29 protein-coding genes and 2 pseudogenes are annotated in these 24859 nt (G+C 67.9%); 20 read left to right on the top strand and 11 right to left on the bottom strand.

The window, feature by feature from the left end; all coding sequences use genetic code 11:
- The first annotated feature begins 363 nt into the window (after nucleotides 1-363).
- The 3 genes from ACODNG_RS07100 (at nucleotide 364) to ACODNG_RS07090 (ending at nucleotide 2766) form a co-directional block, all read left to right on the top strand.
- Complete coding sequence (locus tag ACODNG_RS07100) at nucleotides 364-555, top strand: hypothetical protein (protein WP_434523003.1); 192 nt, start codon at nucleotides 364-366, stop codon at nucleotides 553-555.
- A 137-nt stretch (nucleotides 556-692) separates the two neighbouring features.
- Nucleotides 693-1727: a hypothetical protein gene (locus ACODNG_RS07095; RefSeq protein ID WP_434523002.1), complete on the top strand. Its 1035-nt coding sequence runs from the start codon at nucleotides 693-695 to the stop codon at nucleotides 1725-1727.
- A gap of 94 nt (nucleotides 1728-1821) precedes the next feature.
- Entirely contained in the window at nucleotides 1822-2766 is a 945-nt protein-coding gene (locus ACODNG_RS07090; RefSeq protein WP_434523001.1) for an ABC transporter substrate-binding protein, read from the top strand.
- Nucleotides 2767-3072: 306 nt separating this feature from the next.
- On the opposite strand, the gene ACODNG_RS07085 is transcribed toward ACODNG_RS07090, so the two are convergent.
- Entirely contained in the window at nucleotides 3073-3495 is a 423-nt protein-coding gene (locus ACODNG_RS07085; RefSeq protein ID WP_434523000.1) for a hypothetical protein, read from the bottom strand.
- Nucleotides 3431-3841 carry a hypothetical protein gene (locus tag ACODNG_RS07080; protein ID WP_434522999.1) on the bottom strand — a complete coding sequence of 137 codons (411 nt, stop codon included), beginning with the start codon at nucleotides 3839-3841 and terminating at the stop codon, nucleotides 3431-3433. The genes ACODNG_RS07085 and ACODNG_RS07080 overlap by 65 nt, the downstream gene beginning before the upstream one ends.
- A gap of 70 nt (nucleotides 3842-3911) precedes the next feature.
- On the opposite strand from ACODNG_RS07080, the gene ACODNG_RS07075 reads away from it, so the two are divergent.
- A complete protein-coding gene (locus tag ACODNG_RS07075) occupies nucleotides 3912-4085 on the top strand; it encodes a hypothetical protein (protein ID WP_434522998.1) in 174 nt (57 codons plus the stop codon).
- A gap of 132 nt (nucleotides 4086-4217) precedes the next feature.
- On the opposite strand, the gene ACODNG_RS07070 is transcribed toward ACODNG_RS07075, so the two are convergent.
- A complete protein-coding gene (locus tag ACODNG_RS07070) occupies nucleotides 4218-4667 on the bottom strand; it encodes an acyl-CoA thioesterase (RefSeq protein WP_434522997.1) in 450 nt (149 codons plus the stop codon).
- Between the two features lie 251 nt (nucleotides 4668-4918).
- Here ACODNG_RS07070 and ACODNG_RS07065 point away from each other — a divergent pair, with 251 nt between their 5' ends.
- The 4 genes from ACODNG_RS07065 to ACODNG_RS07050 all read left to right on the top strand — a co-directional run bounded on the left by ACODNG_RS07065 (nucleotide 4919) and on the right by ACODNG_RS07050 (nucleotide 8365).
- Nucleotides 4919-6562: a methyl-accepting chemotaxis protein gene (locus tag ACODNG_RS07065; RefSeq protein WP_434522996.1), complete on the top strand. Its 1644-nt coding sequence runs from the start codon at nucleotides 4919-4921 to the stop codon at nucleotides 6560-6562.
- Nucleotides 6555-7292: a hypothetical protein gene (locus ACODNG_RS07060; protein WP_434522995.1), complete on the top strand. Its 738-nt coding sequence runs from the start codon at nucleotides 6555-6557 to the stop codon at nucleotides 7290-7292. Before ACODNG_RS07065 ends, ACODNG_RS07060 begins: the two co-directional genes overlap by 8 nt.
- 105 nt (nucleotides 7293-7397) lie before the next feature.
- A complete protein-coding gene (locus ACODNG_RS07055) occupies nucleotides 7398-7931 on the top strand; it encodes a DUF7342 family protein (protein ID WP_434522994.1) in 534 nt (177 codons plus the stop codon).
- Nucleotides 7928-8365 (top strand): hypothetical protein, encoded by a 438-nt coding sequence (locus ACODNG_RS07050; protein ID WP_434522993.1) that lies wholly within the window; start codon nucleotides 7928-7930, stop codon nucleotides 8363-8365. Before ACODNG_RS07055 ends, ACODNG_RS07050 begins: the two co-directional genes overlap by 4 nt.
- Nucleotides 8366-8399: 34 nt before the next feature.
- Here ACODNG_RS07050 and ACODNG_RS07045 read toward each other — a convergent pair whose 3' ends face one another.
- On the bottom strand, nucleotides 8400-8741 hold the full coding sequence (locus tag ACODNG_RS07045) for a hypothetical protein (protein WP_434522992.1): 342 nt from the start codon (nucleotides 8739-8741) through the stop codon (nucleotides 8400-8402).
- A complete protein-coding gene (locus ACODNG_RS07040; RefSeq protein ID WP_434522991.1) occupies nucleotides 8734-9099 on the bottom strand; it encodes a MarR family transcriptional regulator in 366 nt (121 codons plus the stop codon). Before ACODNG_RS07040 ends, ACODNG_RS07045 begins: the two co-directional genes overlap by 8 nt.
- 153 nt (nucleotides 9100-9252) lie before the next feature.
- On the opposite strand from ACODNG_RS07040, the gene ACODNG_RS07035 reads away from it, so the two are divergent.
- Both ACODNG_RS07035 and ACODNG_RS07030 read left to right on the top strand, forming a co-directional pair.
- Nucleotides 9253-9930 (top strand): winged helix-turn-helix domain-containing protein, encoded by a 678-nt coding sequence (locus ACODNG_RS07035; RefSeq protein ID WP_434522990.1) that lies wholly within the window; start codon nucleotides 9253-9255, stop codon nucleotides 9928-9930.
- Nucleotides 9930-10403: a hypothetical protein gene (locus tag ACODNG_RS07030; RefSeq protein WP_434522989.1), complete on the top strand. Its 474-nt coding sequence runs from the start codon at nucleotides 9930-9932 to the stop codon at nucleotides 10401-10403. The genes ACODNG_RS07035 and ACODNG_RS07030 overlap by 1 nt, the downstream gene beginning before the upstream one ends.
- 34 nt (nucleotides 10404-10437) lie before the next feature.
- On the opposite strand, the gene ACODNG_RS07025 is transcribed toward ACODNG_RS07030, so the two are convergent.
- Complete coding sequence (locus tag ACODNG_RS07025) at nucleotides 10438-10602, bottom strand: DUF433 domain-containing protein (protein ID WP_434522988.1); 165 nt, start codon at nucleotides 10600-10602, stop codon at nucleotides 10438-10440.
- Nucleotides 10599-11225: a UPF0175 family protein gene (locus ACODNG_RS07020; RefSeq protein WP_434522987.1), complete on the bottom strand. Its 627-nt coding sequence runs from the start codon at nucleotides 11223-11225 to the stop codon at nucleotides 10599-10601. Before ACODNG_RS07020 ends, ACODNG_RS07025 begins: the two co-directional genes overlap by 4 nt.
- Nucleotides 11226-11234: 9 nt before the next feature.
- Between ACODNG_RS07020 and ACODNG_RS07015 the strand changes: the two genes are divergently transcribed.
- The 5 genes and pseudogenes from ACODNG_RS07015 (at nucleotide 11235) to ACODNG_RS06995 (ending at nucleotide 16210) form a co-directional block, all read left to right on the top strand.
- Nucleotides 11235-11465 carry a hypothetical protein gene (locus tag ACODNG_RS07015; protein ID WP_434522986.1) on the top strand — a complete coding sequence of 77 codons (231 nt, stop codon included), beginning with the start codon at nucleotides 11235-11237 and terminating at the stop codon, nucleotides 11463-11465.
- Nucleotides 11466-11474: 9 nt separating this feature from the next.
- Nucleotides 11475-11891, top strand: a complete 417-nt coding sequence (locus ACODNG_RS07010) for a PIN domain-containing protein (RefSeq protein WP_434522985.1) — start codon at nucleotides 11475-11477, stop codon at nucleotides 11889-11891.
- A 555-nt stretch (nucleotides 11892-12446) separates the two neighbouring features.
- Nucleotides 12447-12623 (top strand): annotated as a pseudogene (locus ACODNG_RS07005) (surface glycoprotein); the annotation flags it as partial.
- Nucleotides 12624-13010: 387 nt separating this feature from the next.
- Nucleotides 13011-15824 (top strand): BGTF surface domain-containing protein, encoded by a 2814-nt coding sequence (locus ACODNG_RS07000; RefSeq protein ID WP_434523073.1) that lies wholly within the window; start codon nucleotides 13011-13013, stop codon nucleotides 15822-15824.
- A gap of 230 nt (nucleotides 15825-16054) precedes the next feature.
- Nucleotides 16055-16210: a hypothetical protein gene (locus tag ACODNG_RS06995; RefSeq protein ID WP_434522984.1), complete on the top strand. Its 156-nt coding sequence runs from the start codon at nucleotides 16055-16057 to the stop codon at nucleotides 16208-16210.
- Nucleotides 16211-16253: 43 nt separating this feature from the next.
- On the opposite strand, the gene ACODNG_RS06990 is transcribed toward ACODNG_RS06995, so the two are convergent.
- The 4 genes from ACODNG_RS06990 to ACODNG_RS06975 all read right to left on the bottom strand — a co-directional run bounded on the left by ACODNG_RS06990 (nucleotide 16254) and on the right by ACODNG_RS06975 (nucleotide 18037).
- A complete protein-coding gene (locus tag ACODNG_RS06990) occupies nucleotides 16254-16520 on the bottom strand; it encodes a ribbon-helix-helix domain-containing protein (protein ID WP_434522983.1) in 267 nt (88 codons plus the stop codon).
- 71 nt (nucleotides 16521-16591) lie between these two features.
- A complete protein-coding gene (locus ACODNG_RS06985) occupies nucleotides 16592-17047 on the bottom strand; it encodes a pyridoxamine 5'-phosphate oxidase family protein (RefSeq protein ID WP_434522982.1) in 456 nt (151 codons plus the stop codon).
- 134 nt (nucleotides 17048-17181) lie between these two features.
- Nucleotides 17182-17340 (bottom strand): DUF7560 family zinc ribbon protein, encoded by a 159-nt coding sequence (locus tag ACODNG_RS06980; protein WP_434522981.1) that lies wholly within the window; start codon nucleotides 17338-17340, stop codon nucleotides 17182-17184.
- 64 nt (nucleotides 17341-17404) lie between these two features.
- The gene (locus ACODNG_RS06975; RefSeq protein ID WP_434522980.1) at nucleotides 17405-18037 is read right to left on the bottom strand and encodes a helix-turn-helix domain-containing protein; all 633 of its coding nucleotides are present in this window, start codon (nucleotides 18035-18037) and stop codon (nucleotides 17405-17407) included.
- Between the two features lie 114 nt (nucleotides 18038-18151).
- Here ACODNG_RS06975 and ACODNG_RS06970 point away from each other — a divergent pair, with 114 nt between their 5' ends.
- The 5 genes and pseudogenes from ACODNG_RS06970 (at nucleotide 18152) to ACODNG_RS06950 (ending at nucleotide 24799) form a co-directional block, all read left to right on the top strand.
- A complete protein-coding gene (locus ACODNG_RS06970; RefSeq protein ID WP_434522979.1) occupies nucleotides 18152-18538 on the top strand; it encodes a winged helix-turn-helix domain-containing protein in 387 nt (128 codons plus the stop codon).
- Nucleotides 18539-18642: 104 nt separating this feature from the next.
- Nucleotides 18643-20217: pseudogene (locus ACODNG_RS06965) on the top strand (PAS domain-containing sensor histidine kinase); the annotation flags it as partial.
- A gap of 196 nt (nucleotides 20218-20413) precedes the next feature.
- A complete protein-coding gene (locus ACODNG_RS06960; protein ID WP_434522978.1) occupies nucleotides 20414-22588 on the top strand; it encodes an acetate--CoA ligase family protein in 2175 nt (724 codons plus the stop codon).
- Nucleotides 22581-23642, top strand: a complete 1062-nt coding sequence (locus ACODNG_RS06955; protein WP_434522977.1) for a phosphotransacetylase family protein — start codon at nucleotides 22581-22583, stop codon at nucleotides 23640-23642. Before ACODNG_RS06960 ends, ACODNG_RS06955 begins: the two co-directional genes overlap by 8 nt.
- Nucleotides 23643-23746: 104 nt before the next feature.
- Nucleotides 23747-24799, top strand: a complete 1053-nt coding sequence (locus tag ACODNG_RS06950; RefSeq protein ID WP_434522976.1) for a DUF7139 domain-containing protein — start codon at nucleotides 23747-23749, stop codon at nucleotides 24797-24799.
- Nucleotides 24800-24859 lie beyond the last annotated feature (60 nt).

The following is a 24859-nucleotide window of genomic DNA, read 5'->3' as shown; positions in this document are numbered from 1 at the left end:
TCGGGGACTCAAAGGGGCAGCCGCGAGGGCGGCGCAGGCGACGTAAGCACTGGAAGGAGCGAACGGAGTGAGCGACTGAAGCGCGCAACGAGCGTGCGCCGCCCTCGCGGCTGGGGCTTTGGCGGTGTCGTCTGCTGACCTGAGTGTAGACATTTATAAATGAGCGGCTGGGGTTTTGGCGGTGTTCGCTGTCGATCTGCTGGAAACTATTTATAAACGAGCGGCCGTGGATTCGGCAGAGATCCCCGGACCGGTAGCCCTCGATTAGCACTCGAACGGACCGAATACAGAACCCCTCAAACGTTCAATTTTGACGGTATCGGCGTAAGCTTTAGTACATTTAACTCCTTGTTATCTGTTGTCATGTGTCACCATTACGACGAGGCGCGCACGTGGACGGAGATTCAGGCGCGTCACCGGCCCGAGGAGGCGGACGAACGCGACGCGGCTCCCGACGTCGACGAACTCCCCGACGTCGACGCGGTCGACAAGCCGGCGGGCGAGACGGAGGAGACCGAGCCGCCGGCCGAACCGCGCGCCCCGGCCGACGACTGACGCGGTCGGGCACGACCCCGCCCCGAACCCCGATTTTCTATCGCGCGCCGCTCCACGATCCGAGAGCGACGGCTCCATCCCGCGCCGCCCGGCGCCCGAACCACAAATTTACAACTGCTTCTCATGTACCTTGGTCCGTGCCTCCCTCCATCCGCACCCTTGCGCTCCTCGCGCTGCTCGTTGTCGGTCTCGGTCTCAGCTTCGCCTTCCACGCCACGGTCAACGAGACCGAGATCACCTACGAGGCCACGGCCGTCGAACCCGGAGACGACCCGGCGCTGGTCGCGGACGCGTCGCGCAACGTCTCCGACCTCGACGAGCACCTCTCGGGCACCGAAGACCAGTACCGGGAGCCGGTCCGGACCGCCGCCGCGACCGGGTCGTTCGAGGGGTCGCTCTCCCCCGAGTTGGACATCGCGCTCGACGGCGTCGACTCCCCGTACGTCGCGTACGACGGAACCTACTACGAGTGGTCGCTGTCGACGCGCGGCGACACGACGAACGCGACGATCGAGATGCGCGAGACCGACCCCGAGACGGTGTTCGACGCGGTTGCGCGCTCCGCGGCCGCGGCGTCGCCCGGCGTCCGGACGGCCATCGACGAGGGGACCGCGACGAACTCCTCCGTCCGGCCGGGGCTGTACCGACAGGACGGTGCGTACTACGCCGTCGCGCTCGAGAACGAGGCCGCCGTCCTCGCCCAGATCGCGGGCGCCGCCCTCGGCTTCGCCCTCACGCCGGTCGGGCGCGGGTACACGGCGGTCGCGCTCGGTCTCCTCGCGTACCGCTACCGGGAGCCGACCCGCGACCGTCTCCTCACCCCGCGCCGGGCCGCCGCGGTCGCCGCGTTCGCGCTCCCGGTCGCGCTCGTCGGCACCGCGCTGTTCGAGAGCGGGTCGCCTTCCCGGTTCGTCACCGGTCCCGCGAGCGCGGCCGTCGTCGCGACCGGCGTCGTCGCCGGCGTGCTCGTCGCCCAACGACGGTGGCTCGCGCTCGCCGGCGTGACGGTCGGTATCGGACTGCTCGCCACGGCGGCGATCGCGGGCGCGCTCGGGGTCGTCGGGCTGGTATTCGGGCCGCTCGCGGTGGTGTTCGGCGTCGTCACCGGTCTCGTGCCGTTTGGCTACGGCTACTGGTTCGCGCGGACCGCACCGGGGGAGTCGCCCGCGTAGTGCCGCCCCTCATCACCGCGCCGGACGCCGTCGCCACGCCTGACCCCGTCGCGCGGGTCCCCTCACTTTAGTCGGCCGAGCGCCTACGCGGCGTATGCGCGTCGCCTCCCTGCTGCCCTCCGCCACGGAAACGCTGTTCGCGCTCGGCGTCGAGCCGGTCGGCGTGTCGCACAGCTGCGACCACCCGCCGGCCGCCCGCGAGCGACCGACGCTGACGAGCACGGTCGTCGACCACGCCGACCGCTCGGCCGCCGACATCGACGAGCAGATGCGCGAGGTCGACGGCGCCGTTTACGAACTTGACGAGGAGCGACTCGCCGCCCTCGAACCCGACCTACTCGTCACGCAGGCGACCTGCGACGTCTGCGCGGTCGACGCGAGCGAGGTCCGCGCGGCCGCCGCGCGACTCGACCCCGAACCGGACGTGCTCGCCTGTGACCCCCACTCCTTCGCTGACGCCCTCGACGACGTGGTGCGGATCGGCGAGGCGGTCGGGGAAGCCGCGGCCGCGAGCGCGCTCCGCGCCGATCTCCGCGAGCGCGTCGACGCGGTCCGCGAGCGAGCGGAGGCGGCGGTCGCCGCCGAGGGTCGCCCCCGAACCGCGGTCCTCGACTGGACCGACCCGCCGATCCGGGCGGGCCACTGGGTGCGCGACATGGTCGACATCGCGGGCGGCGACCCGGCGTTTCAGCCCGACGGTCCCTCCGAGCCGGTGGCGTGGGACGACGTCCGCGCGGCCGACCCCGAGGCGCTTGTCGTCGCGCCCTGCGGGTTCGACCGCGAGCGCGCCCGCGACGCGGTCGACGACCTCGCCGCTCGCCCCGGCTTCGGCGACCTGCGCGCGGTCCGCCGCGACCGCGCCTACGCCGTCGACGGCAACGGGCTGTTCAACCGCCCGAGCCACCGGCTCGTCGACTCGCTGGAGGCGCTGTTCGGCTGTCTCCACCCCGACCACGCCGAGACGCCGCCCGCCGCGCACGACCGGATCGCCCGCGTCGACCGCGCGGCGACGCCGTCCGTCCGGGCTGACGGTGGGTGACATTGACCGCGGGGCGGCAATTTGGCTCCGTTGCGGCCCGCAGAGACTGCTAAGAACTGGTTACCGAATACAGAGATTGCGCCCGTCATTGGGTCGTGAACAAGATGGTCTGGGCAGCGGTCGAAACGACTCCCCCCTCAACGAGAGACGGTCGGTATCGCGACGTGGCTCTCCGTCGTCTGCTCAACTTTTCCTTGGCTCGGCGAAGTATCGACACATCCCGTCCGCGCCGTGAGACTTTCGCAACCAGTTCTCTATGGTTTAAGAGTCGTCTCAGCCGTCTCCCTGAACCCCTTGTAATAGATTCTACCCCACCACGGCGTCGACTCGTAGTAGTCGACGGTACCCTCGAATCGGATCAATGACGACAGGAAACTCGAAGGATGACCAGTGTTTCGGGTCGTACTGTTGAACCCAATCGGCGAGGTCCGTCTCGCTCACAACGACCGGGTAGACGACGAGGTTGCCACCCACCCCCCGCGGGAATCTCGATTTTAGGGAGAGACCGTGCTCGAAGGTAGCCTCGCTGAACGCCCGTGCCTGAGAGGCCGTTTCCGCGGTGCCGACCACGAACACGGTGTCGACTAATCCAAACTTCGAGAGCGACAGCGAACGGTCGTGAAACACCGTCACACGCTGGTTGTCCACCGTCGTCGTCGACTGTTCAAACTCGTCGAGTCTCCCCGCGAGCGTTTCGATATACCTCTCGACAGATTCGTCGTTTTTCATGGATCTGTCGTGTCAGCAGGTGATTAAAAATCCTCTCTGTGAAATCATCACATACGAGTTCCGGCGGCATGGTGAGATCGGCTACGTATCGACGACCGATTCTGCCCATCAGTTTGGAGTGCTGAATATGCGCTCTGTATTCCGCGAGCGCGACGAGACGGACGCGGCACGCGGCGGCGAAACGGAACCCGAACGCGACGACGCATCGACCGAGATCACTTCCGACCCGCCCGCGCTCGCGGTCGAGGGACTCACGAAGCTGTTCGGCGACGGCGACGACGCGGTCGGAGGCGTCCTCGCCGCCGCCGAACTCCGACTCGACGACCCGGTCGACGCCGTCGACCACGCGGGGACGGGACTGACCCGGGGTCGCGCCGTCACAAACCATATGTCGGCTCGGCGCGCAGTTGCCGTCGATGCCCTCCCTGCTGGAACGGCCGATCGTTCACTACGGTGTCCCGCTCATCAACGCCTCGATCATCGCGGCGATCGGGTTCACGGTGTTCTCCGGCACGGAACGCCTGGTGGTGCTCGCGATCGCCCTCGTCGAAGTCCTCGTCGTCCCGCAGGTGCTGAAACGGGCCGGATAGCTCGCTCGGGTCGACCGGTCCGCTCGGTCCCGCCGCCCTCCTCCGACGAAGGGCGCGCTTCCGGACCGCCACGTGTGCGGGCCCCCGCGCTCTCGCGGCGTCCCACCGGACTACGGGCGTCCGGCCTCCCGCTCAGCGGTCCTCCTCCGGCTCCGCGGCGAGCGCCTCGTCGCGGAGTTCGCGGCAGCGCTCGCCCGTGATCTTGAGTTCCGGAACGGGCGTCGGGTCCCCCTCGGCGTCGACGGCGACGAACACGAAGTACGACTCCGTGGTGAGTTCGCGCTCGCCCGTGCGCGGCGACTCGCGGTACGCGCGGATCCGCGTGCGGAGGCTCGTCCGCCCGACCGCGTACACGTACGACTCGATGACGCAGGTGTCGCCCTGCGGCACCGGGCGCTTGAAATCGAGCCCGTTGATCTTGGCCGTGACGCAGGTCTCGCCGGCGGCGCGCATCGCCGACATCGCGCCGATCTCGTCCATCCACTTGACGACGTTCCCCCCGTGGGCCGACGCGTAGTTGTTCGTGTGGGTGGGCTGGACGCGCTGGCGGTTCTCGATGTACGTGTCGCTGACGCTGGGCATACTCGCCGGTGGCGCGGCCGCGGGAAAAACATCGGTCCTCGTTGACCGACGCGCCGCGCTCGGGAAGGTGCGAGGGCCGACCCGCTCACCGTCGGCCATGCCACTCGCCGTTGGCCATGCCACTCGCTGTCGGCCACGTCACTCACGGTCGGTCATGCCGTCCGTCGGCGACCACGCGTCAAATTATCGACGCCTGTAATTTGGCCTTTAATCCTAAATAGGGCATCTGGTTCCCCACGGACGAACTATCTATGCTGAACGCGATTACCACGCGGTACGGCCGACGGGTCGGGGCGGCCGTCCTCCTGACGCTCGCCGTGACCCTCGGATTCATCGCCCTCTTCGCGGGCCACGTCGCGACGGTCGGGACGCCGGCGGCCGCGACGGCGGCGCTGACGTCGATCGGCGTCGTCGTCACGCTGAACCTCGGGCTGTTGGGTATCGTCCTCGTCGGGAACGTCGCGGTCGAACTCCGGCGGCTGACGGAGACGGCCGAGGCGGTCGGGCGCGGCGAGTTCGACGCGAGCGCGACCTCCGACCGGCGCGACGAGATCGGGCGGCTGTTCGACGCCTTCGACGAGACGCGGCGGTCGCTCCGGGATGCGGTCGCCGAGTCCGAGCGGGCGCAGTCCGAGGCTGAGTCGGCCCGCGAGGAGGCCGAGGCGCTGTCGGACACCCTCATCGATCGGGCCGACGAGATCGGCGGCGCCATGGAGGACGCCGCCGAGGGCGACCTCACGCGCCGGCTCGACGAGGACAGCGAGGTCGACGCGATCGAGCGCATCACGGCGGCGTACAACGAGATGACCGGCGGGCTCTCGACGACCGTCGAGGACATCCAGTCGTTCGCGGGCGACGTGGAGGCGACGAGCGAGGAGATGGCCGCGGAGGCCGACGCGGTCGCCGGGATGAACGCGGAGGTGGCCGACGAGATGCGCGAGCTGGCCGACGAGCTGGACGAGCAGACCGACCGGCTGCGCGAGACGGCCGCCGACACCGACGACTTCTCGGCGACCGTCGAGGAGATCGCCTCCACCACCGACGAGGTGGCGGGCGACGCGAGCGCCGCAGCCGAACTCGGCGACGAGGGCGAGCGGCGGGCGGCCGAGGCGGTCGAGGCAATAGTCGAGATCGGCGACCTGCTGGAGGACCTCGACGGACTCGTCGCCGGACTCGACGACCGGATGGACGGCGTCGCGGAGACGACCGACGTGATCGCCGACATCGCCGAGCAGACCAACATCCTCGCGCTCAACGCCTCGATCGAGGCGTCGCGGGCGGGCGGCGACGGCGACGGGTTCGCGGTCGTCGCCGACGAGGTGAAGGGGCTCGCCGAGGAGACGCGCGCGTCGACGACGGAGATCGAGGCGACGATCGGCGAGGTGACCGAGGACGTGTCCGCGGTCGCCGGCGAGATGGACCGGACGATGACGGAGCTCGACGAGACGACCGCGGCGGTGCGCGCGGCGGGCGACGCGATCGAGGAGCTGACCGGCACCGTCGAGGACGTCGACGTGGCGATGGGCGACATCGCCCGCGCGACCGACGAGGGCGCCGAGGGGATCGAGTCGGTCGCGGCGCGCGTCGAGGCCGTCCACGGCTCCGCCACCGACGCCGCGGACCGCGCGCGGTCGCTCGCGGAGACCGCGGACGACACCGCCGAGACCGTCGGCGACCTCGCGGAGACGGCGACGGCGCTCTCCGAGAGGACCGCGTCGCTCACCGAGCGGCTCGCCCAGTTCGAGACGCGGGCGGACGCGGAGGCGGCCGGGGCGGACGCCGAGGCGGGGAACGCTGTCGGGGCGGACGCCGAGACTGCGGACGCCAAGGTGGGGGAGAGCACCCCGCCGGAGTCGATCGGGGGCGGCGACGCGGAGGTGAGCGCCGATGATTGAGCTGTCGACGGTGCGGTTCGCGTCGGCGGGGATCTACGCGGTCTCCGCGGTGGTGTTGTTCGCGCTCGCGCGCCGCAAGCCCGCGAAGCTGCGCCGGTACTGTTATCCGTTCGTCGCGGTCGTGGCGCTCGCAGGCGCCGGGATCGGGACGTGGGGCGCCGGGATCGGGACGTTCAGCGTCGGGAGCGGCACGCTGGAGGCCGGGCAGCTGCTCACCGACTACGTGGCGTACCCGTTCCTGTTCGGGTTCACGGCGTTCGTCGCAGGCGTGAGCCGCAGATACGTCGGGGGTATCGTCGCGATCACCGTCGCGATGCGACTCGGCTACGACTTCGCGGAGGTGTTCGAGGGGACGCTCTCGCTGGCGGGCACCCTCGGCATCGTCGCCGGGTACGTCACGCTGGTCGGGCTGTTCTTCGGGCCGGTGGCGAGCGCGGCCGCGCGCCGGCCCCCCGAACGCGAGCTGTTCTATAAGAAGACGCGGAACCTCGCGCTGTTCGCGTTCGGCGTGCTCATCGCGTGGGCGATGCTCCAGATCGCCGGGCTGTTCGACGCGTTCACCGCGGCGGTGACGCTGGAGTACCTCGACCTCCTGCTTCGGGTCGGGTTCGCGGGCTTCGTCTTCGCGAACGTGGAGACGCTGGCGGCGGAGGCGGAGTCCGGGGGCGACGCCGGTACCGATACGGGCCAGCCCGCGTCTCACACGGCGGCGGGAACAGGCGCCGACTGAGGCGACGGGACTCACATTTCACGCGAATCCGCTGCTTCGTCGGCCGACCAGACTAAATAGTTCGTCGACACCACAATTATATAGTCGCTGCTGCTACTGACGAGTATGCCTGCCGACGAGCCTGGCGAGGAGTTCGAACTCGCCGAGGGCTTCAGCGCGGACCTCGACGCCGAGCCCGCCGACGAGCGGGTGTACCGAGTTGCGCTTCAGCTGTACGATCCGGCAGGGGTGTCGGAAATCGCCGAACGCGCCTCGTGCGCCCCGGACACCGCCCGCCGGCATCTCAAGCGGTTGGCCGACATCGGCGTCGTCGAACTCGTCTCGGCGTCCCCGCTCACGTTCGCCCGCAACGAGTCGTACTTCGAGTGGCGGCTCCGGAACCGGCTCGAAGCCCTGTCACGCGACGAGCTGCACGACAGGCTCGCCGAGCTCACCGAACGCGAGTCCGCGTTTCGAGAGCGCTTCGACGCGGACTCGCCGACCGACGTGGACGCGCTCGACCACGCGGATTACGACGATGTCGAGGCGGTGTGGCTCGCGTTGAGCGAGTGGCACACCGTCAGAGCGCGGATCGACCGGCTGGAGGCCGTCCGGCGCGATCGCGGCTCCGACTCGTCCGTCGAGGAAAACGCCGCGTGACCGGGTTCGACCGCTCGCGGTCCGTCGACGAGGCGACCCTTCGGTATCTCGGTCGCGCGTTCGGTCGACGGGACGAGGTGCGCCAGACGTCGCTGTTCCCGTCGAACAAGCCGGAACGCCTCGTCGTGACGCTCGACGCCGAGTACTACCCCGAGCCAGTCGACGGCGTCTCGCTCGAAGTTCGCGCGTACACGAACGGTGACTTTCACGTATCATACCACGAGACGCGCGCCGGCGATCGGCGACAGTGTCGATGGGACCGCCACGACCAGCCGCACAACACGCGGGACCACTTCCATCCGTTACCGGACGCCGACACGACAGCTGCGGTCGACCGGAGCTACGCGACGGACCTCACCCGCGTCGTCGAACGAACCGTGCTGCCGTGGGTCGACGAGCGGGTCGGCGCGCTGTGGGAGTCGGACGGGAGATAGGTCGGCGTCGATACATTCGAGAAGTTCCGTCCGGTCACGCATCGATGGGACGCGGCGTGTATCGGTGGAGCGCGTCGACGGTCTTCCGAACCACTTCCGGAGCCAGTTCGCCCTGCTGGTCGTCGAAGTCGCGATACTTGATCGTGGTCGCGTACCACGGCGAGACGTACGCCGCCACGTCCGAGCCACCTCGAATCCAGTCCTCCTCGGTGACGGCGATACCGTCCGGGTGTTCGGTCGTGGTCATCCCCACGACAATACACTCGACGGCCGAGAACGGGTGGGCGCCTCCGCTGACGATAAACCATGGTCGGTACGCCGGATCGGACTTGTGCGGCGCCGGTCCCCACCAGACCTCGCCCCGCCGGTCACTCATCGGCCCGCTCGGCGTCGGACTCGACGCCGGGGCCCCACTCGTCGGGGTCCTCGGGACCGAGGCGCTCCGACAGCGCGCGCGACCCGGCGAGCGCGGTGAGCGTCGTCTCGACGTCTTCGGCGTCGCCGACGGCCCAGTACTCGCCGCGGTGGCGGACGAGTTCCCGGTCCTCCAGTCGGGAGAGGACGACGCCGACGCTGCCGCGCGCGACGCCCGTCGCCTCGTGGATCTCCTTCGGCGTGTACGCCTTCTCGGGTGCCCCGGCCAGGAAGGAGAGAATCGTCTCCGCGTTCGTCCGCCCGTCCGCCCGGAGGTCGCGACTCGAACCCTCTTCGAACCGGTCGATGTCGATGGGCACGCGTGTCGGTACGCCCGCGGGTGTAATAGCTGTAACGGCAGTAATTATGTGGGCGATAATATTATCGCGTTCATAACCCTCTCGAACACGATGTCTATAGCACGTATATCTGCGCCAGCAAAATATATGTGTGATTAGGGCGTAGCGTCGCGTATGACAGACGAGCCACCGTCCCCTGACGCCCCCGACGAGTTCCCCACCGAGGAGGAGCTGCCGGATGACCCGGTAACTGCGGCCGACGTCGACCCGTTCGGCGTCGACGACGACTTCGAGAGTGTCGACGACTTCGCGGCCGCAGAGTGGAAGGACGAGACCACTGCGGACGAGCGAATTCGCGCGGTGATCGACGGAACGACGACGCCGAAGTCGGCGGGCGACATCGCAGAGACGGCGCTCGTCTCGGAGACGAAAGCCAGGACGACGCTCAACAAGCTCGCCGAGGAGGGTATCGTCAGCAGTCAGCAGACGGGCTCCGGAAAGCTGTACGGTCGCGACCCGGAGTGGCATCTCCTCAAACAGATCGGGCGACTCGCCGGGAGCGACACGCTCGTCGACCAAATCCAGCGAGTAAAAGGGGAACTCGCGGCGTACGAAGCCGAATACGACGCGTCCGATCCGGAGGAGCTCCTGGTTTCGGACAGGGACCTCGATCAGGACGAACTCGACGACGTCTCTCACTGGCGGACGGCGGAACGAGAACTCAGCCACCTTCGAGCCGCGTACCGCTTCAGAGAAGCGAAGGAGCGGGCGCCCACCGTAACCGAACCGGGAGACGGGCGGACGGGGACGCAGACGACGACCTCCGCCGGCGATCAGCTCCCACTCGAGTAATGGGGATGGGGAACGGCGCGCCGATCGATTCGGACGCGATCGACGAGAGTGTGGAACAGGTACGCCGACAACTCGGTGACGGCGTAGTCGACGTCCGATTCCGGTATGGGAAGGGACAACCGTTCACGCGGCGGGACGGAGCGGACGTCAGAGCGGCACGAGTCACCGTTACCCCCGGTATCCACGAGCGAGGTGGGTACTTCGATATTCAGTGGTGGGAGAACGGCGACTACAAATACCACTATCGGGAGGACGGACTGGAGTTCAGATTCGGGCGCGAGGCGGCGAACGAAGCCACCCCGAAGCCGGTGCGGCATTTTCACCCGCCACGCGATCTCGACGCACATCGGCGATCCTGTATCGGAATCGAACGACCACCCGAACTCGTCACGATCGCCGTGCTGAAGACGTGGTGGACGGCCGTTGAGAACGGTGACGAGACCCTCGTGAACGCGCAGGACGGCTTGCCTTGACAGCCGCCCGCGGCTGAAGCCGTGGGCCCTCTCCTTACGCGGAGGCCGGCTCGGAGGACGACGACCGGAAGTCGTCGATGTGGTCGTAGTAGTACGCGAGCGCTCGGTGAACGTCGCCGAGCGTGAGATCGGGGTACAGCTGCGTTATCTCGTCGGGGCTGTACCCGCTGTGTTCGTACGCCGACGCGACGTCTTTCACGCGGATTCCCGTCTCTCCGACGGTCGGCGCTCCGTCGCTGTGGTCGCTATCCCGAACGATTCCCATACCGGAGAATCGACTCGTACCGACTTGAAACGTATGGTCCAGCGGATCCTCGTCGAGACCTCATCTCGGACCGCTCCGCCGACCACCAAACGGCTTTGTCCCCCGCCACACCGGTCTACGGCACGGCGGGAGCAAACCACGGGGAACCGCCCGTCGAGGGCGTGGACGTGGCGGCGATTCGGCGGTATCTCGCGGAGGCGGACGTCCGCTTCGCGATTCTGCTCGGCCCACGAGTCCGCGGCGACGTGTTCGAAACGACCGTCATTCCCGAGCGTACTCGACGTCGAGCGGCCGGCCAGCTCCCGCGCCTTCCCGAAGGAGCGGTATTCCTCTCGGTACAGCGAGACGGCGAGCTCCCGCCGGATGATGGGCTCGCGGTCCGCCGGCGGTGCCGCGATCGCGTCCAGCACCCCGGACGGCAGATCGATACTGCTCATACCGACCAGTTCGACGCCGCGGAACGTACTATCACCGCTCAGAGGGAACCCCGACAGGAACTGGGTAGAAATCAGGAAACACGAAAACGCACCGAAAAACACAGTATTCTGTGTGAGCATAGATTCTGTATGCCCAGTATCACGGTCAACGTGGACGACGACCTCAAAAGCCGCATGGAGAACCACCCCGAGATCAACTGGAGCGAGGTGACGCGACAGGCCATCCGCGAGAAGATCGAGACGCTGGAAGTGATGGACGAACTCGCTTCCGAGAGCGAGCTCACCGAGAGCGACGTTCGGGAGATCGCCGACAGGATCAACGAGAGCGGGCGCGAGCGCGTGAACGAGGGATCGCTGTAGCCCCGACGAATGAAGCTGGTCGTCGACGCCAACGTCGTTATCTCCGCACTCATCGCCGACTCGAAAACGCGGGAACTCATCGTCACACTCGATCCCGACCTGCTGACGCCCGCGTTCGTCCGCGACGAAGTACGGAACTATGAATCCCTGATCGTCGAGAAGTCCGGGATGGAGCCGGATCGAGTGACACAGTTCGTCGAGCTCCTGTTCAGACACATCGAGGTCGTCCCCGCCAGCGAGTTCCATCCGGCGATCGAGAGTGCGGACGACGCGATCGGTGACACCGACCCCGACGACGTACTGGATCTCGCGTGTGCGATCGCCCGCGACGCGGCCGTCTGGAGCGACGATTCCGATTTCGACGCACAGGACCTCGTCGCGGTCTATACCACGAGCGACGTGATCGACTCGTTCGACACGCTCTGACACACGAACGAGCATCTCGCTCGCACCGAACGGGCCGAGAACCGGTCGAGCGAACCGAGCCACACGCACGCGTCCGAGATCACACATCTCGCTGTTCGACTCGTGGCGCGAGGCAGCCGAGGCGGCGTTCGGGTCGGACGAAGCGCAAAACCGGTGGGGACGCCGGCGGTGGGGGGACGGGTCAGAGGAGACACGCCGACGCCACCGGGTTGGATATCGAATCGCAGACGACGGGGACGGCCCCTACCAAGAACCGGTTCCAAGTCGCCTGAAGGGCGGAAGGCCCGATCAGAACTGATCGCAGTATCCCGTTAGGCGTTTCGGTTCGCTGCCCCCTCGACACCGCTCTCGGACCGCCCGACACTCGTTCACATCAATTTTGAGAATAGCCGTCTCAGGGCGCCTACTGTGTATGAGATGCGTTGTCATACATTTGTGTACCCCACAAAGCATTTATACCGAACGCTAAAAGGATAGGTCGCAGCCCTACCCGCAGGCAGAATGCGATACCATCTGTGAGTAATCCGGGTCAAGTCCGGTCGTACGTTGCTGATCATGTCGGTGCGGGCGATGGACGGGCGACCCAGACGCGGACAAAGCACGGGTGTCGCGACGCAGACAACACAACACACAATGACAAACGACAATAACACACGCTCGAAGGCCAACGCGGTCTTCTTCGCGGCGGTCATGGTCGTCTCCATGTTCGCCGCTGGTTTTGCTGCCGCACCTGCGGCAGCAGAACCGACTAGTGTTGGAACGCCCGGTGATCTCACCGTTGGCGACTCTGACACTGGTCACACACTCAGTGGTATCACAGTAAATGCTACGGGCGATTACAACATTACCGTTAGTTCGCTCGTTAACGACAACGTTGACGTCAGCAACGTCGACACTAGCAATATCTCGGTTTCAGCTAGTGCCGGATCGGCTTCCGTTAGCGACTACGTTGCCTCGGAGGGCAATATTACTGTCAACGTTGACAGCCTAGACGGGAGCACCCCGTCTGTGGCTACCTTCGACCTGACGGTCAATGGGCTAGACACAACAGACGCGTCCCCCACTACGGGCCTGTCGTACACCGTCACAGATACTGACTCTAGTGGATCTCAGGGCGCTATGACCTCTGGGACGTTCGACCTCGTCGGCGTTGAAGACGTGGTTGTTCCGACGCCGGTGACCGAGAGCAGCAACGCCTCGGTCAACGTGTCTGTCGAGCACCCGACGACCAACCCAGCCAACATTACCTGGTTCGCCACGAACGGATCCGCTTCCACTAGTGGAACGTTCTCGGGCGTTTCGGCTGGCGGTCCGACCAACGAAACGATCGACCTGAGCGGGATTGCGCCCGCAGGCGACGAGATTACGCTCCGCGTTGTCGGAGCGCACAGTACAAGCAATGAGATAAGTGCTACCGAATCGGTCTTCCAGTCTGAGACGTCGTTCACCGTCAGCGATGACGGCGACGTCTCAACTACTGATGCCGATGTCGACGGTAGCCTCTTCTGGACCGGCCAGGAGGTCGAAGTCAACCTCACCGGAACTGGCGTTGTCCCCGGTGATACCATCGACATCCGGTCTGTTGAGTCGCGTAACAGCGGGAACCCGTCCACGACGGGTCAGGCCCGCTCGGTGAAGGTCGGTTCCGGTCAAACCATCGTTATTGACACGGACCGCCTCCGTGGAGAGGGCTTCTACGTGCTTCGTGGCCCCACTGGTAGCTTCCTCCAGAGTTCTGGTGGATCGTTCGGTTCGCTGAGTAGTTCCCCGGCTGAGTTCGAGGTTCTGACGCAGGACCTCACCACGGAGTTCGCTGAGGACGAGGCCAACAACAACGAGAACGTTGACGTTGACGTCTCGTCGCTCCGCTCCAGCTTCGACGTTGAGGTCACCGGGACGATTAACGGGAACGACCTCGACGAGGAAGAGCTCAACAACATCTTCGACGACGCTGGTTCGACCACGGTCGACGACGAGACTGTCCTCATCACTGGTTTTGAGGACGGTGACGGCTCGTTCGCCGCGAACTTCACTGATGTCGACGGCGGCGACTACGCCTTCGACTTCGCGGTCGACGACACCAACGCCGAAGACTCCGCCTCGATCAACGTGACCGAGCTCGGTGACGGCGAACTCTCGCTCGACCAGAACGTCTACACCGAACAGCAGGGTGACGTCGCCAACATCACCGTCCAGTTCGAGGGCGACTCCAACGGTGGCACGCTCGTCATCGGTGACGAGGACGACGTTGGCTACCAGGCGAACGTCTCCGTCGACGCCGACGGTGAGGACGAGGTCGCCATCCTGTTCAACTCGTACGCGGCTGGCTCGTCGGGTAACGGCTCGGTTGTTCGCCTCGCGAACCCGAGCCAGACCGACGCGTCGATCAGCCTCGACGACCAGACGAACATCAACGACATCCTCGCTGACGGCGACTACTCGCTGTCGGTGAGCAGTTCCAGCAGCTACTCGGACACGCTGGACAGTCCGGACACGCTCGGGACGCTCGTGATCGAGCAGCGTACCGAGCTCTCCCAGCAGATCTGGACGGCCTCCGACAGCACGGTCGACGACATCGTCTCCGCGGCTGACGACGATGACGAAGACGTGTTCGAGGAGCTGAACGGCCAGATTGAGGATGACAACGTCACCCAGTCCAGCACGATTGCTGAGGGAGACCAGGTCATCCACCAGATTGGCGCGGACGGTCTCTCGGGGCTCCTCGACAAAGAGGACACCGACGACTCGACCGCCGCCCTGAAAGCTGCGCTGGCTAACAACACCGGCATCGGTGGCGGCCTCAGCGGCGACACCTCGCTGAACCTCCGCGTCCGGCAGACTGACGACTCGACGACCGCCAACCAGGACCCCGTTGAGCTGCAGAGCAACATCACGGGCAACATGACGGTCTTCGCGAACGAGACGACGGACAACCTGTACGTCGTCTACGACATCGACGACACCGTCGCTGCTGACGGTGACGAGTTCGATGCGCGGTTCCGGGTTCAGGACCAGCGGCTCCTCAACCCCTCGGACAGCGACCGTGAGGAGCTCTCGACGAACGAGCTCCGGAACGAGTACTACGAGAGCGTGACGTCCACGTTCGACGTGGCGGAGCGTGAGTTCGAGTTCGACCAGGACCCGTTCAACGTCTCGAACGCTGAGGGTCAGGTCATCTCGGGCACGACCAACGTCGCGCCTGGCAGTGAAGTGAACGTCAACATCCGTTCGGACTCGGGCACGAGCCCGTCGTTCGTCAAGACGACCGAGAACGTGCGCGTCTCGGCTGACGGCGAGTGGTCGGCCGAGTTCGACTTCAGCGACACGAACGTCGACGACGAGTACACGGTCACGGTCCGGCAGTCGGGCCTGAGCGAGAACCCGTCCGTCGAGGGTACGGTCGTTGAAGAGGTCGAGACATCGGCGACCTTCACGGTCTCTGAGCTTGACCCGCAGGACGTGACCGCGACGGTCGGCGACACGCTGACTGTCACGGCCAACGTCGAGAACACCGGTGACGCCGAGTCCACCCAGACTGTCGAGTTCCGCGTCGGCGGCGACGCGGTCGCCAGTCAGGACGTGACTCTCGCGCCCGGTAACAACACCACCGTCGAGTTCGCGGACGTCGACACGTCCGGTCTCGAGGCTGGTGAGTACGAGCACGGCGTCTTCACCGACGACGACAGCGCGACCGCGACGCTCACGCTCGAAGCCGCCGACGACGGCGGTGACGACTCCTCTGGTGACGACTCCAGCGGAGACGACTCCAGCGGAGACGACTCCTCTGGTGACGACTCCAGCGGAGACGACTCCAGTGGCGACGGTAACGGTACCGACGACTCCACCGACGACGGAACGCCCGGCTTCGGTGCGCTCGTCGCGCTCGTTGCCCTCATCGCGGCTGCGCTGCTCGCGACCCGCCGCAACGAGTAACATCGTTGCCTGACGGTCGCGACTCGTAGCTTCGAACTATCGGCCCTCGCGGGCCGACCCACACGCGGTCTTTCTTTATCGCGCTCACCCAGTGAGCGACAGCGAGCTGCGACGCTCGCGAGGGTCGGATTCGGGTGTCGTGTTCTGACGCCGAGTTCGCTCGTCGCTTCCGAGAAGAACGACTCCTAACCGGCGGAACGCTCTTTAAAACGCCCGTTCAACTGCGATCCATGACGCGTGGTCCGGATTCCGAGGATATGGCCGGCCTCCTGTCCGAAGCCGAGGCTGAAACTGCCAAAAACGTGGTCGACCGACTCCGGGACCGAGACCGCGACCGCCTCGACGCCGCTCGCGCCGCGTTCGAAGACGTCGAGGGCGGCTCGTGACCCGGCTCGGGGCTATGGCCTCGGTAAGAAGGCTGGATAAGGGTTAGTTCGTCTCGACGCCGAGCCATTCCCGAGCCTCGTCCATGGACATCGTCCGTCCAGCCGCCACGTCCGCGTAGCCCTCGGCGACGGCTTCCTGCGCTCCCGGTGTCAGAATACCCCCCGTGGTATCGCGCAGCACCTCTCGGACGAACTCCGAGCGGCTAGTGTACCCCCGCTTTGCGGCCAGTTTGTCGATGTCCTCCACTAACCGCTTTGGGACTTTCACGTCGAGTTCCGCCATGTCGCCGTCGTCCGAGTCCGGGTTCATGCTGCGAAGTATGAGAAAACGAAAAGAAACTGCTGCGCAGCTATCCCGCAGTCGGCTGCTGACGTGACTCTCTACTCCTCGTCGCGCTCGACGACGACCGTCCGCCCGGTCAGCGTCTCGGGCGTGAGACGGTAGAGACTGATGTCGAGGTCCGGCTTGTCGTCGGCCCAGATCTCGAAGAGGGGGCGCTGCGCCTCGCCGTACTGCGCGATCGTCTCCGGGGTGAGCTCGTCGAGGTCGACCTGTTCGAGGGCACCGACGCCGACGACGCTCGCGTACTCGTCTTCTTCGTCCTCGTACACCACGATCCGGGCCTGCGGCGTCGACGCGAGGAACTCGCGCTTCTCGCTGTCGGGCGTCGACACCAGCCGGAGGTACAGGGCGCGGTCGTCCGCGTCGTATCCGTAGGAGATCGGGATGGCGTACGGCGCGTCGTCGCGAGCGAGCGCGAGCACGCCCGTCTCGTGGCGAGAGAGGAGCGCGTCCACCTCGGCCGGCGACATCTCGACCTCGCTGTTCGTCGGCATACCCGAATTTCTTCGCACGGCGGCATAAAGGGCACGAGACGACGCGGGACCGGACGCGAGAAGACGGGGACGCGACGAGTCGAGACGCGACGGACGCGACACGCGGCGGTTCGGAGCGGGGACCGCGAGGGACCTCACCCGATCGCCGGCGCGCCGCCGATGTCCTCCTCGGTGACCGGCGCGCCGCAGACGACGCAGCCCGTTTCGAGCAGCGTCGCTCGCATCGCGTTGTCCACCTCGATCGAGCGCCGACACTCCGGGCAGACGAAGGTGTGCGTCGGTGGGGGCGTCATGGCTGTGTGTACGATCCCCACGCTCATCAAACGGGACTCGGATTCTCGGGGCGTCGGAACGCGATCAGTCGAGCAGCGACCCGAACAGCTTCCGCTGGGCGGCCGCGAGGTGTTCCGTGAACGTCGACCGACCGATGCCCAGCGACTCGGCCACCTCGCCGGCGTTGGCCCGTTTCGGGTGGTCGAAGTACCCCGCCTCGTAGGCTGCCGCGAGCACCTCGCGCTGGCGCTCCGTCAGCTCGCTCCGGTCGACGGTGACTAGGTCCGACTCCGTCGGCGTCGTCGTCGACTGGAGCAAGCGCAACACCTCCATCTCCGGACACCCCTCGCGGAACGCCTCCAACACCGACCGCAGCGTCGGTAGGTCGCTCGCGTGGAAGGTGAGCCGGAGCCGCCCGTCGCGGATCACCGCCTCCGAGACGGGGGTCTCGTGGCGGTCGAGGACGGCGAACGGCGAGTCGGGGTCGACCGCCGTCTCGAACCGGTAGGCCGCGCGCCCGCCGTAGTCGAAGACGACCTCGACCCCCTCGGGGACCGACAGGTCGGCGTCCGCGATGAACTCCACGACCACGCGCTCGCGGTCGTCCGCGGGCGTGCAAAGCGAGACGCCGGTGACCGGTGTCGCTCCGTCGACGACGCCGTCGAACGGGGACAGCGCGGTCGGCAGCGAGACCTCCGCCCGGATTCCCGATCCCATCTCGTTCGTCCGTACCCGTCCCGGGCAAAAACGTTGGCGGGCGCGGCGCTCGGTATAAAACTCCCAGCATATGATGGGTCACCGTTCGGGGGGATGGAGCCGGTATATACAGATATGAAACGACCCCCGCACGCGACCGACGGCACGACGACGACCGAGGAGGACGCGGCGCTCGACGCGACGTTCGAGGCGCTCGCCGACGCCGACTGCCGGGCGATCCTCGCGGCCGCGGCGACGCCGAAGACGACGAGCGAGCTGGCCGAGGACTGCGACATCGCGCTTTCGACCGCCTACCGGAAGGTCGAGCTGCTGAGCGAGACGCCGCTGCTCGCCGAGGGGGTCAGGTTCGACCCGGACGGCGACCACGCCGCCGAGTACGTCCGCGACGCCGCGAACGCCGCCGTCGAACTCGGCGACGACGGCGTCACGCTCGCGGTCGACGGCGACGGGACCGACCCGCTCGCCGTCGCGCTCGACGCCCCCGGCGTCTCGGCCGACTGACCGCCGACCGCGGAGACCACCGGCGTCACGCCGTATGCCGCCTCCTTTTCGAACATGATAATCACACAATCAACGTTATAGGTCCGTTTGCGAACCTACACCGTATGTCTCGCTTGCCGGAGCCAGAGACCCTCATCGATCTCGCGCAAGACAAGATTGCGGTGATCGACGAGGCGGGACGGTTCCGGTACCTCAACGCGGCCACGCGCGACCTGCTCGGGTTCGACCCCGACGACCTGGTCGGGACGGACGCGTTCGATCTGGTTCACCCGGACGACGTCGACCGCGTTCGCGCGGCGTTCGACGCCCTCGTCGCCGACGGCACGCTGCCGGACGCCTCGCTGGAGTACCGCTACCAGACCGCCGACGGCGACTGGGTGTGGTTCCGCAGCCGGGTGTTCCCGCCCGCGGAGACCGGGCTGGACGGCTACGCGCTGAGCTCTCGCGACGTCACCCTCGAAGTCGAGTCCCGCCGGCGCCTGGAGACCATCGCCTCGACTTCGCCGGACGTGCTGTGGATGTTCAGCGCCGACTGGAGCGAACTGCTGTTCGTCAACGGCGCGGTCGAGTCCGTGTTCGGAATCGACCCCGAAACGCTCGAACGCCGACCGCAGTCGTTCCTGGAGACCGTCCACCCGGACGACCGACCGGACGTCGAGCGCGCGATGGAGCGGCTCTCCGCCGGCGAGCCGACGAACATCGACTACCGGCTCGGGTCACAGGAGGGGCGGACCACCTGGGTCCGGGTGCCCGCGCGCCCCGTGACGGAGGACGGCGCGGTCGTCGCGGTCACCGGCTTCGCCCGCGACGTCACCGACGAGTACCGTCGGGAGCGCCAGCTCACGGTGATGGACAACCTGCTCCGGCACACGATCCGCAACGACATGAACATCGTCGACGGCACCGCGGAGCGGATCGTCGACCGAGTCACCGAGTCCGTCGCCGCGGCGTCGACGGAGCCGACGGGGACGACCACCCCTCCGACGCCGACCTGGCCGAGCTCGCCGCCGACCTGATCGACCACGCGGAGACGGTCCGCCGGGTCGCCAACGACCTGTTGACCACCGCCGAAAAGCAGCGCGGCGTGATCGACCTCCTCCGGCAGCACGAGCCGCCCCAGTCGCTCCGCGTCGCCCCGGTCGTCGAGAGCGCGGTGGCGGACGCCGTCGGGGACGCGAGCGAGGCAGCCGCCGACGTCTCCGTCTCCTGTCCCCCCGACGTGCGCGCGTTCACGCACTCCGAGCTCGACTACGCGATCGCCGAGCTGATCGAGAACGCGATCGAGCACGCGGAGGCGACGCCGACGGTCGAGATCGAGGTCACCGCCCCCGCCGACCGCGTCGAGATCACGGTCCGGGACAACGCGCCGCCGATCCCGCCGGCCGAGCGGGACCCCATCACCGACCGGTGGAAGATGGACGACCTCAGACACACCGGCGGGATGGGGCTGTGGCTCGTCTACTGGATCGCGGACCGCTCCGGCGGCGACCTCGCGTTCGACGCCGGCCCCGACGGCAACGAGGTGACGATCAGCGTCCCCGACGCCGACTGCGACCCCTCCTTCTCGGTGGCGGACCGAGGTCGCTCGGCGACCTCGGGGGTCAGCCCGCCGTCGGTCGAACCGGACGGCGGGCCGACGGCGACGGCCGCCGGCTCCGAAGTCGTCGGCTCCGAGTCCGACGCGGTAGACGCTGCCGACGGGACGGTCGCTGAGTCCGCCTCGGTCCCCGAGTCCGAGGACGCCGACGCCGCCCCCGACCCGCCGTCGGGATCGACGGACCGCTGACCGAAACCCGATCGATCGTTCACCGTTGACTCCAATTTCGAAGAACCTCCCACCGATCTTAAGCCGACGCTTCACGTACTCCCGCGTTGATGGGTACGCTCAACGAGCTGTTCGACCCGGACCGGGTCGCCGTCGTCGGCGCCACCGCCCGCGAGGGCGCCGTCGGGCGCGCCGTCACGTCGAATCTCCTCGACGACTTCGACGGCGACACGGTCCCCGTCAACCCGAACTACGACGAGGTGCTCGACACGCCCTGTGTCGACGACGTCGCCGACGCGGACGCCGACGTCGCGGTCGTCGTCGTCCCCCCGTCTATCGTGTTGGACGCCATCGAGGCGTGCGGCGAGGCCGGGGTCCGCAACGTCGTCGTGATCACCGCCGGGTTCGGCGAGACGGGGGAGGACGGAGCGGCGAGGGAGCGTCGCCTCGCGGAGATAGCCGACGAGTACGACCTGAACCTCGTCGGTCCCAACAGTCTGGGGATCATGTCGACCCCCTCGGGGATGAACGCGACGTTCGGCCCGGAGAACGCGCTCCCGGGCGGGCTCTCCTTTATGAGCCAGTCCGGCGCGTTCGTCACCGCGGTCCTCGACTGGGCCAACGACAACGGGATCGGGTTCAAAGACGTGGTCTCGCTCGGGAACAAGGCGGTCCTCGACGAGACCGACTTCGTCGACCACTGGGGAGCCGACGAGGAGACCGACGTGATCATCGGCTACTTGGAGGGGATCGAGGACGGCCGCGAGTTCATCGAGACCGCCCGCGAGACGACCCAAGACACCCCGATCGTCGCGGTGAAGTCGGGGCGGACGAGCGCGGGCGCGCAGGCCGCCTCCTCGCACACCGGCACGCTCGCCGGCTCCGACAAGGCGTACGAGGCCGGTCTCGACCAGGCCGGGGTGATCCGCGCGGAGTCGGTCGACGAGCTGTTCGACGCCGCGGGCATCCTCGGGAGCCAGCCGCTCCCCGACACCGACAGCGTCGCGATCGTCACGAACGCCGGCGGCCCGGGCGTGATGGCGACGGACGCGGTCGGCGACGCCGACCTCGACATGGCGTCGTTCACCGCCGGGACGACCGATCGGCTCGCCGACTCGATGCCCGGCGAGGCGAACATCCACAACCCGGTCGACGTGATCGGCGACGCCGACGTCGACCGGTTCCGCGAGGCGCTCGAGATCACCGTCGCCGACGACAACGTCGGCGCCGCCCTCGTGTTGGCCGCGCCGACGGCGACGATCGACTTCGACGAGCTGGCCGACGCGATCACCGAGGTGAGCGCGGAGATGGACGCGCCCGTCGCCGCCTGTCTGATGGGCGGCGACCGGACCCGCGAGCCGAAACAGCAGCTCCAGGCGCAGGGGATCCCCTGTTACTTCGACCCCGCGCGCGCCATCGACAGCCTCGCGACGCTCGCGACCTACCGCGACATCAAGGCGCGCGAGTACGCCGAGCCGATGTCGTTCGACGTCGACCGCGAGCGCGCCCGCGAGATCCTCGGCACGGTCCGCGACCGCGACGACAACCGGTTGGGCGTCGAGGCGATGGAGCTGCTCGACGCGTACGGCATCCCGACGCCGGACGGCGAGATCGTCGACTCGCCGGAGCGCGCCCGCGAGGTCGCCGAAGGCGTCGACGGTGACGTGGTGATGAAGATCGTCTCGCCGGACATCCTGCATAAGTCCGACATCGGCGGCGTCGCCGTCGGCGTCGCGGACGACGACGTGGCCGACACCTACGAGGACCTGATCACTCGCGCGCGCAACTACCAACCGGACGCGACCGTGCTCGGCGTCCAGGTTCAGGAGATGGTCGACCTCGACGACGGCGTCGAGACCATCGTCGGCATGAACCGGGACCCGCAGTTCGGCCCGCTGCTGATGTTCGGGCTGGGCGGTATCTTCGTGGAGGTGATGGAGGACACCACCTTCCGCGTCGCGCCCGTCTCGGAGCCGGAGGCCCGCGAGATGACCGAGGAGATCCAGTCGGCGCCGCTGCTGCGGGGCGCCCGCGGTCGCGACCCGGTCGACGTCGACGCCGTGATCGAGACGATCGGCCGGCTCTCGCAGCTGGTCACCGACTTCCCGGCCATCCTCGAACTCGACATCAACCCCCTCGTCGCACTGCCCGACGACGACGGCGGCACGAACGCCGCCGCCGTCGACGTGAGACTCACCGTCGACCCGGAGGCGCTCGACGCGCCGGAGTCCGACGCGGAGACCGACCCGAAGCCGCTCGACGCGGAGGAACCCACCGATGACTGACACACCCACCACACTCGTCACCGCGACCGGAGACAGCACCGGAAAGACCGCGATCACCGTCGCCCTCGCGCGGCTCGCCGCCGACCGCGACCGCAGCGTCGGCTACATGAAACCGAAGGGCACCCGGCTCCAGTCGAACGTCGGCAAGACGCTCGACCAGGACCCCATGCTCGCCCGCGAGGTGCTCGGCTTAGACGCCGAGATGCACCAGATGGAGCCGGTCGTCTACTCGCCGACGTTTGTCGAGGGCGCGATCCGCGGCACCGAGGACCCGGACGCCTTACGCGACCGGATCCGCGAGGAGTACGACGCCATCGCGGCCGACCACGACCGGGTGTTCGTCGAGGGCGGCGGCCGCTGGACCACCGGCGGCGTCGTCGACCTGACCGACGTCGACGTCGCGGAGCTGCTCGACGCGCGGGTCGTCCTCGTCGCCGAGTACGGCTCGCCGAACGACCTCGACGAGGTGCTGGCGGCCGCCGACGCGTTCGGCGACCGCCTCGCCGGCGTCGTGTTCAACAAGGTGTCCGACGACGCCTTCGAGTCGCTCGACCAGGACGGGATCCCGTTCCTCGAATCGAAGGGGATCACGGTGTTCGGCGCGCTCCCGTACGAGAAGGAGCTGGCGGGCGTCACGGTCGGCGAGCTTGCGGACGAGCTGGGCGCCGAGCTGCTCACCGACGCGCCCACCGACGCGTTCGTCGAGCGCTTCCTCGTCGGTGCGATGGGCGGCGACGAGGCGCTCCGCTACTTCCGCCGCGCCCGCGACGCGGCCGTCATCACCGGCGGCGACCGCGCGGACGTCCAGACCGCGGCGCTCGACGCCTCCGGGGTGGCCTGTCTCGTCCTCACCGGCGGCCACCGCCCCTCGGGCGCGGTGCTCGGCAAGGCGGCGGACGCCGGCAAGCCCGTGCTGGCGGTGAACACCGACACCGTCACCGCCATCGACCGCGCCGAGGAGGTCGTCCGCGGCGGCCGCACGCGCGACGTGCGGACGGTCGACCGGATGGCCGAGCTGCTCGGCGACCACGTCGACGTGGACGCCCTCGTCTGAACCGGGCGTCGTCCCACCCGTTCGCCCGCAGTCCGCGGTCGCGGTCGCCCGCGATCCGTGATCGTCTGACGTACTGTTTTCACGGTGGACGACGTACCCCGCCTATGACCAGTCTCTCGGAGGCGTACGGCGGACGGAGACGCTCCGGGGTCGACCCGCGTCGGCTCTATCTCGGTGTGGGTTCGTTCGTCGCGGGCGCGTTGCTCGTCGTCGCGGGCATCCTCGTGGCGGCCGAGGTGGTGCTGCCGGCGGGCTACTCCGCGGGCACGGCCCGAGAGGTCGGTGGAGTCCTCGGCGGCGTCGGCGTCCCGCTCGTGTTGCTCGGCGTGATGGCCGTCCTCCCGGCCGACCGCAGCACCTACGCCGCGGCGGTCGTCGGCGCGGCCGTCATGTGTCTCGGCGTCGCGCTGTTCGCGCACGCGTACCCCCAGCAGTGGGTGGGCGGGCCGCGCCCGGAGCTGACCGACCTCACCCTCCCGACCGCGGGCGTCTACTTCCTCGGCGCCGCGACGACGCTGTGGAGCGTGTTTGTCGGCGTCGCGAACTTCAAGACCCGCAACGACCCCGGCGGCACCGTCACGATGGAGGTGACCCACAAGGGGGAGACGAGGGTCGTCGAAGTCTCCCGCGACCAGTTGGGCAGCCGCGGCGGCGTCGGGCTCCTCGGCGGGACCCCGGACGGCGACGTCGAGACCCAGACGAACCGTCCCGCGGGCGACTCCGGGAGCGCCCCGTCGCGAGGTGGACCCGGCTCCCCGTCGGAGGATCGACCCGGCTCCTCGTCGGACGGTTCGTCCGCAACGCCGGCCGACTCCGGACCGTCGAACGCCGCGGCAGGGCGATCGAGCGGGACGACCCGCTCCGGAACAAGCGGTCCCGGCTCGCCGGGCGTGAGCGACGGCGGCAGCGCCGACACCGACATCACCTCGCCGCTCGACGACGCGAGCCCGACGGACGGGCCGTCGTCGCCGGCGGCGCCGGAGTCCGCGCCCTCCCCCGGATCCCCGGCCGCGCGGGACGGCCCGGGCGACGCCTACTGCGGGAACTGCGCGAAGTTCGACTACGTCCGGACCGACGACGGGATGCGCCCCTACTGCGCGCACTACGACGAGCTGATGGACGACATGGAAGCCTGCGACTCCTGGACGCCGCGGTAGCGTCGTCTCCGTCTCTCGTCGCCTCTTCTCTCGCTGGCTCGTCTCTCGCCGCCTCTCCTC

The sequence above is a fragment of the Halorubrum sp. AS12 genome (genome assembly GCF_051122765.1).
Classification (GTDB): domain Archaea; phylum Halobacteriota; class Halobacteria; order Halobacteriales; family Haloferacaceae; genus Halorubrum; species Halorubrum trapanicum.
This window is presented reverse-complemented; position numbering and strand designations above follow the sequence as displayed.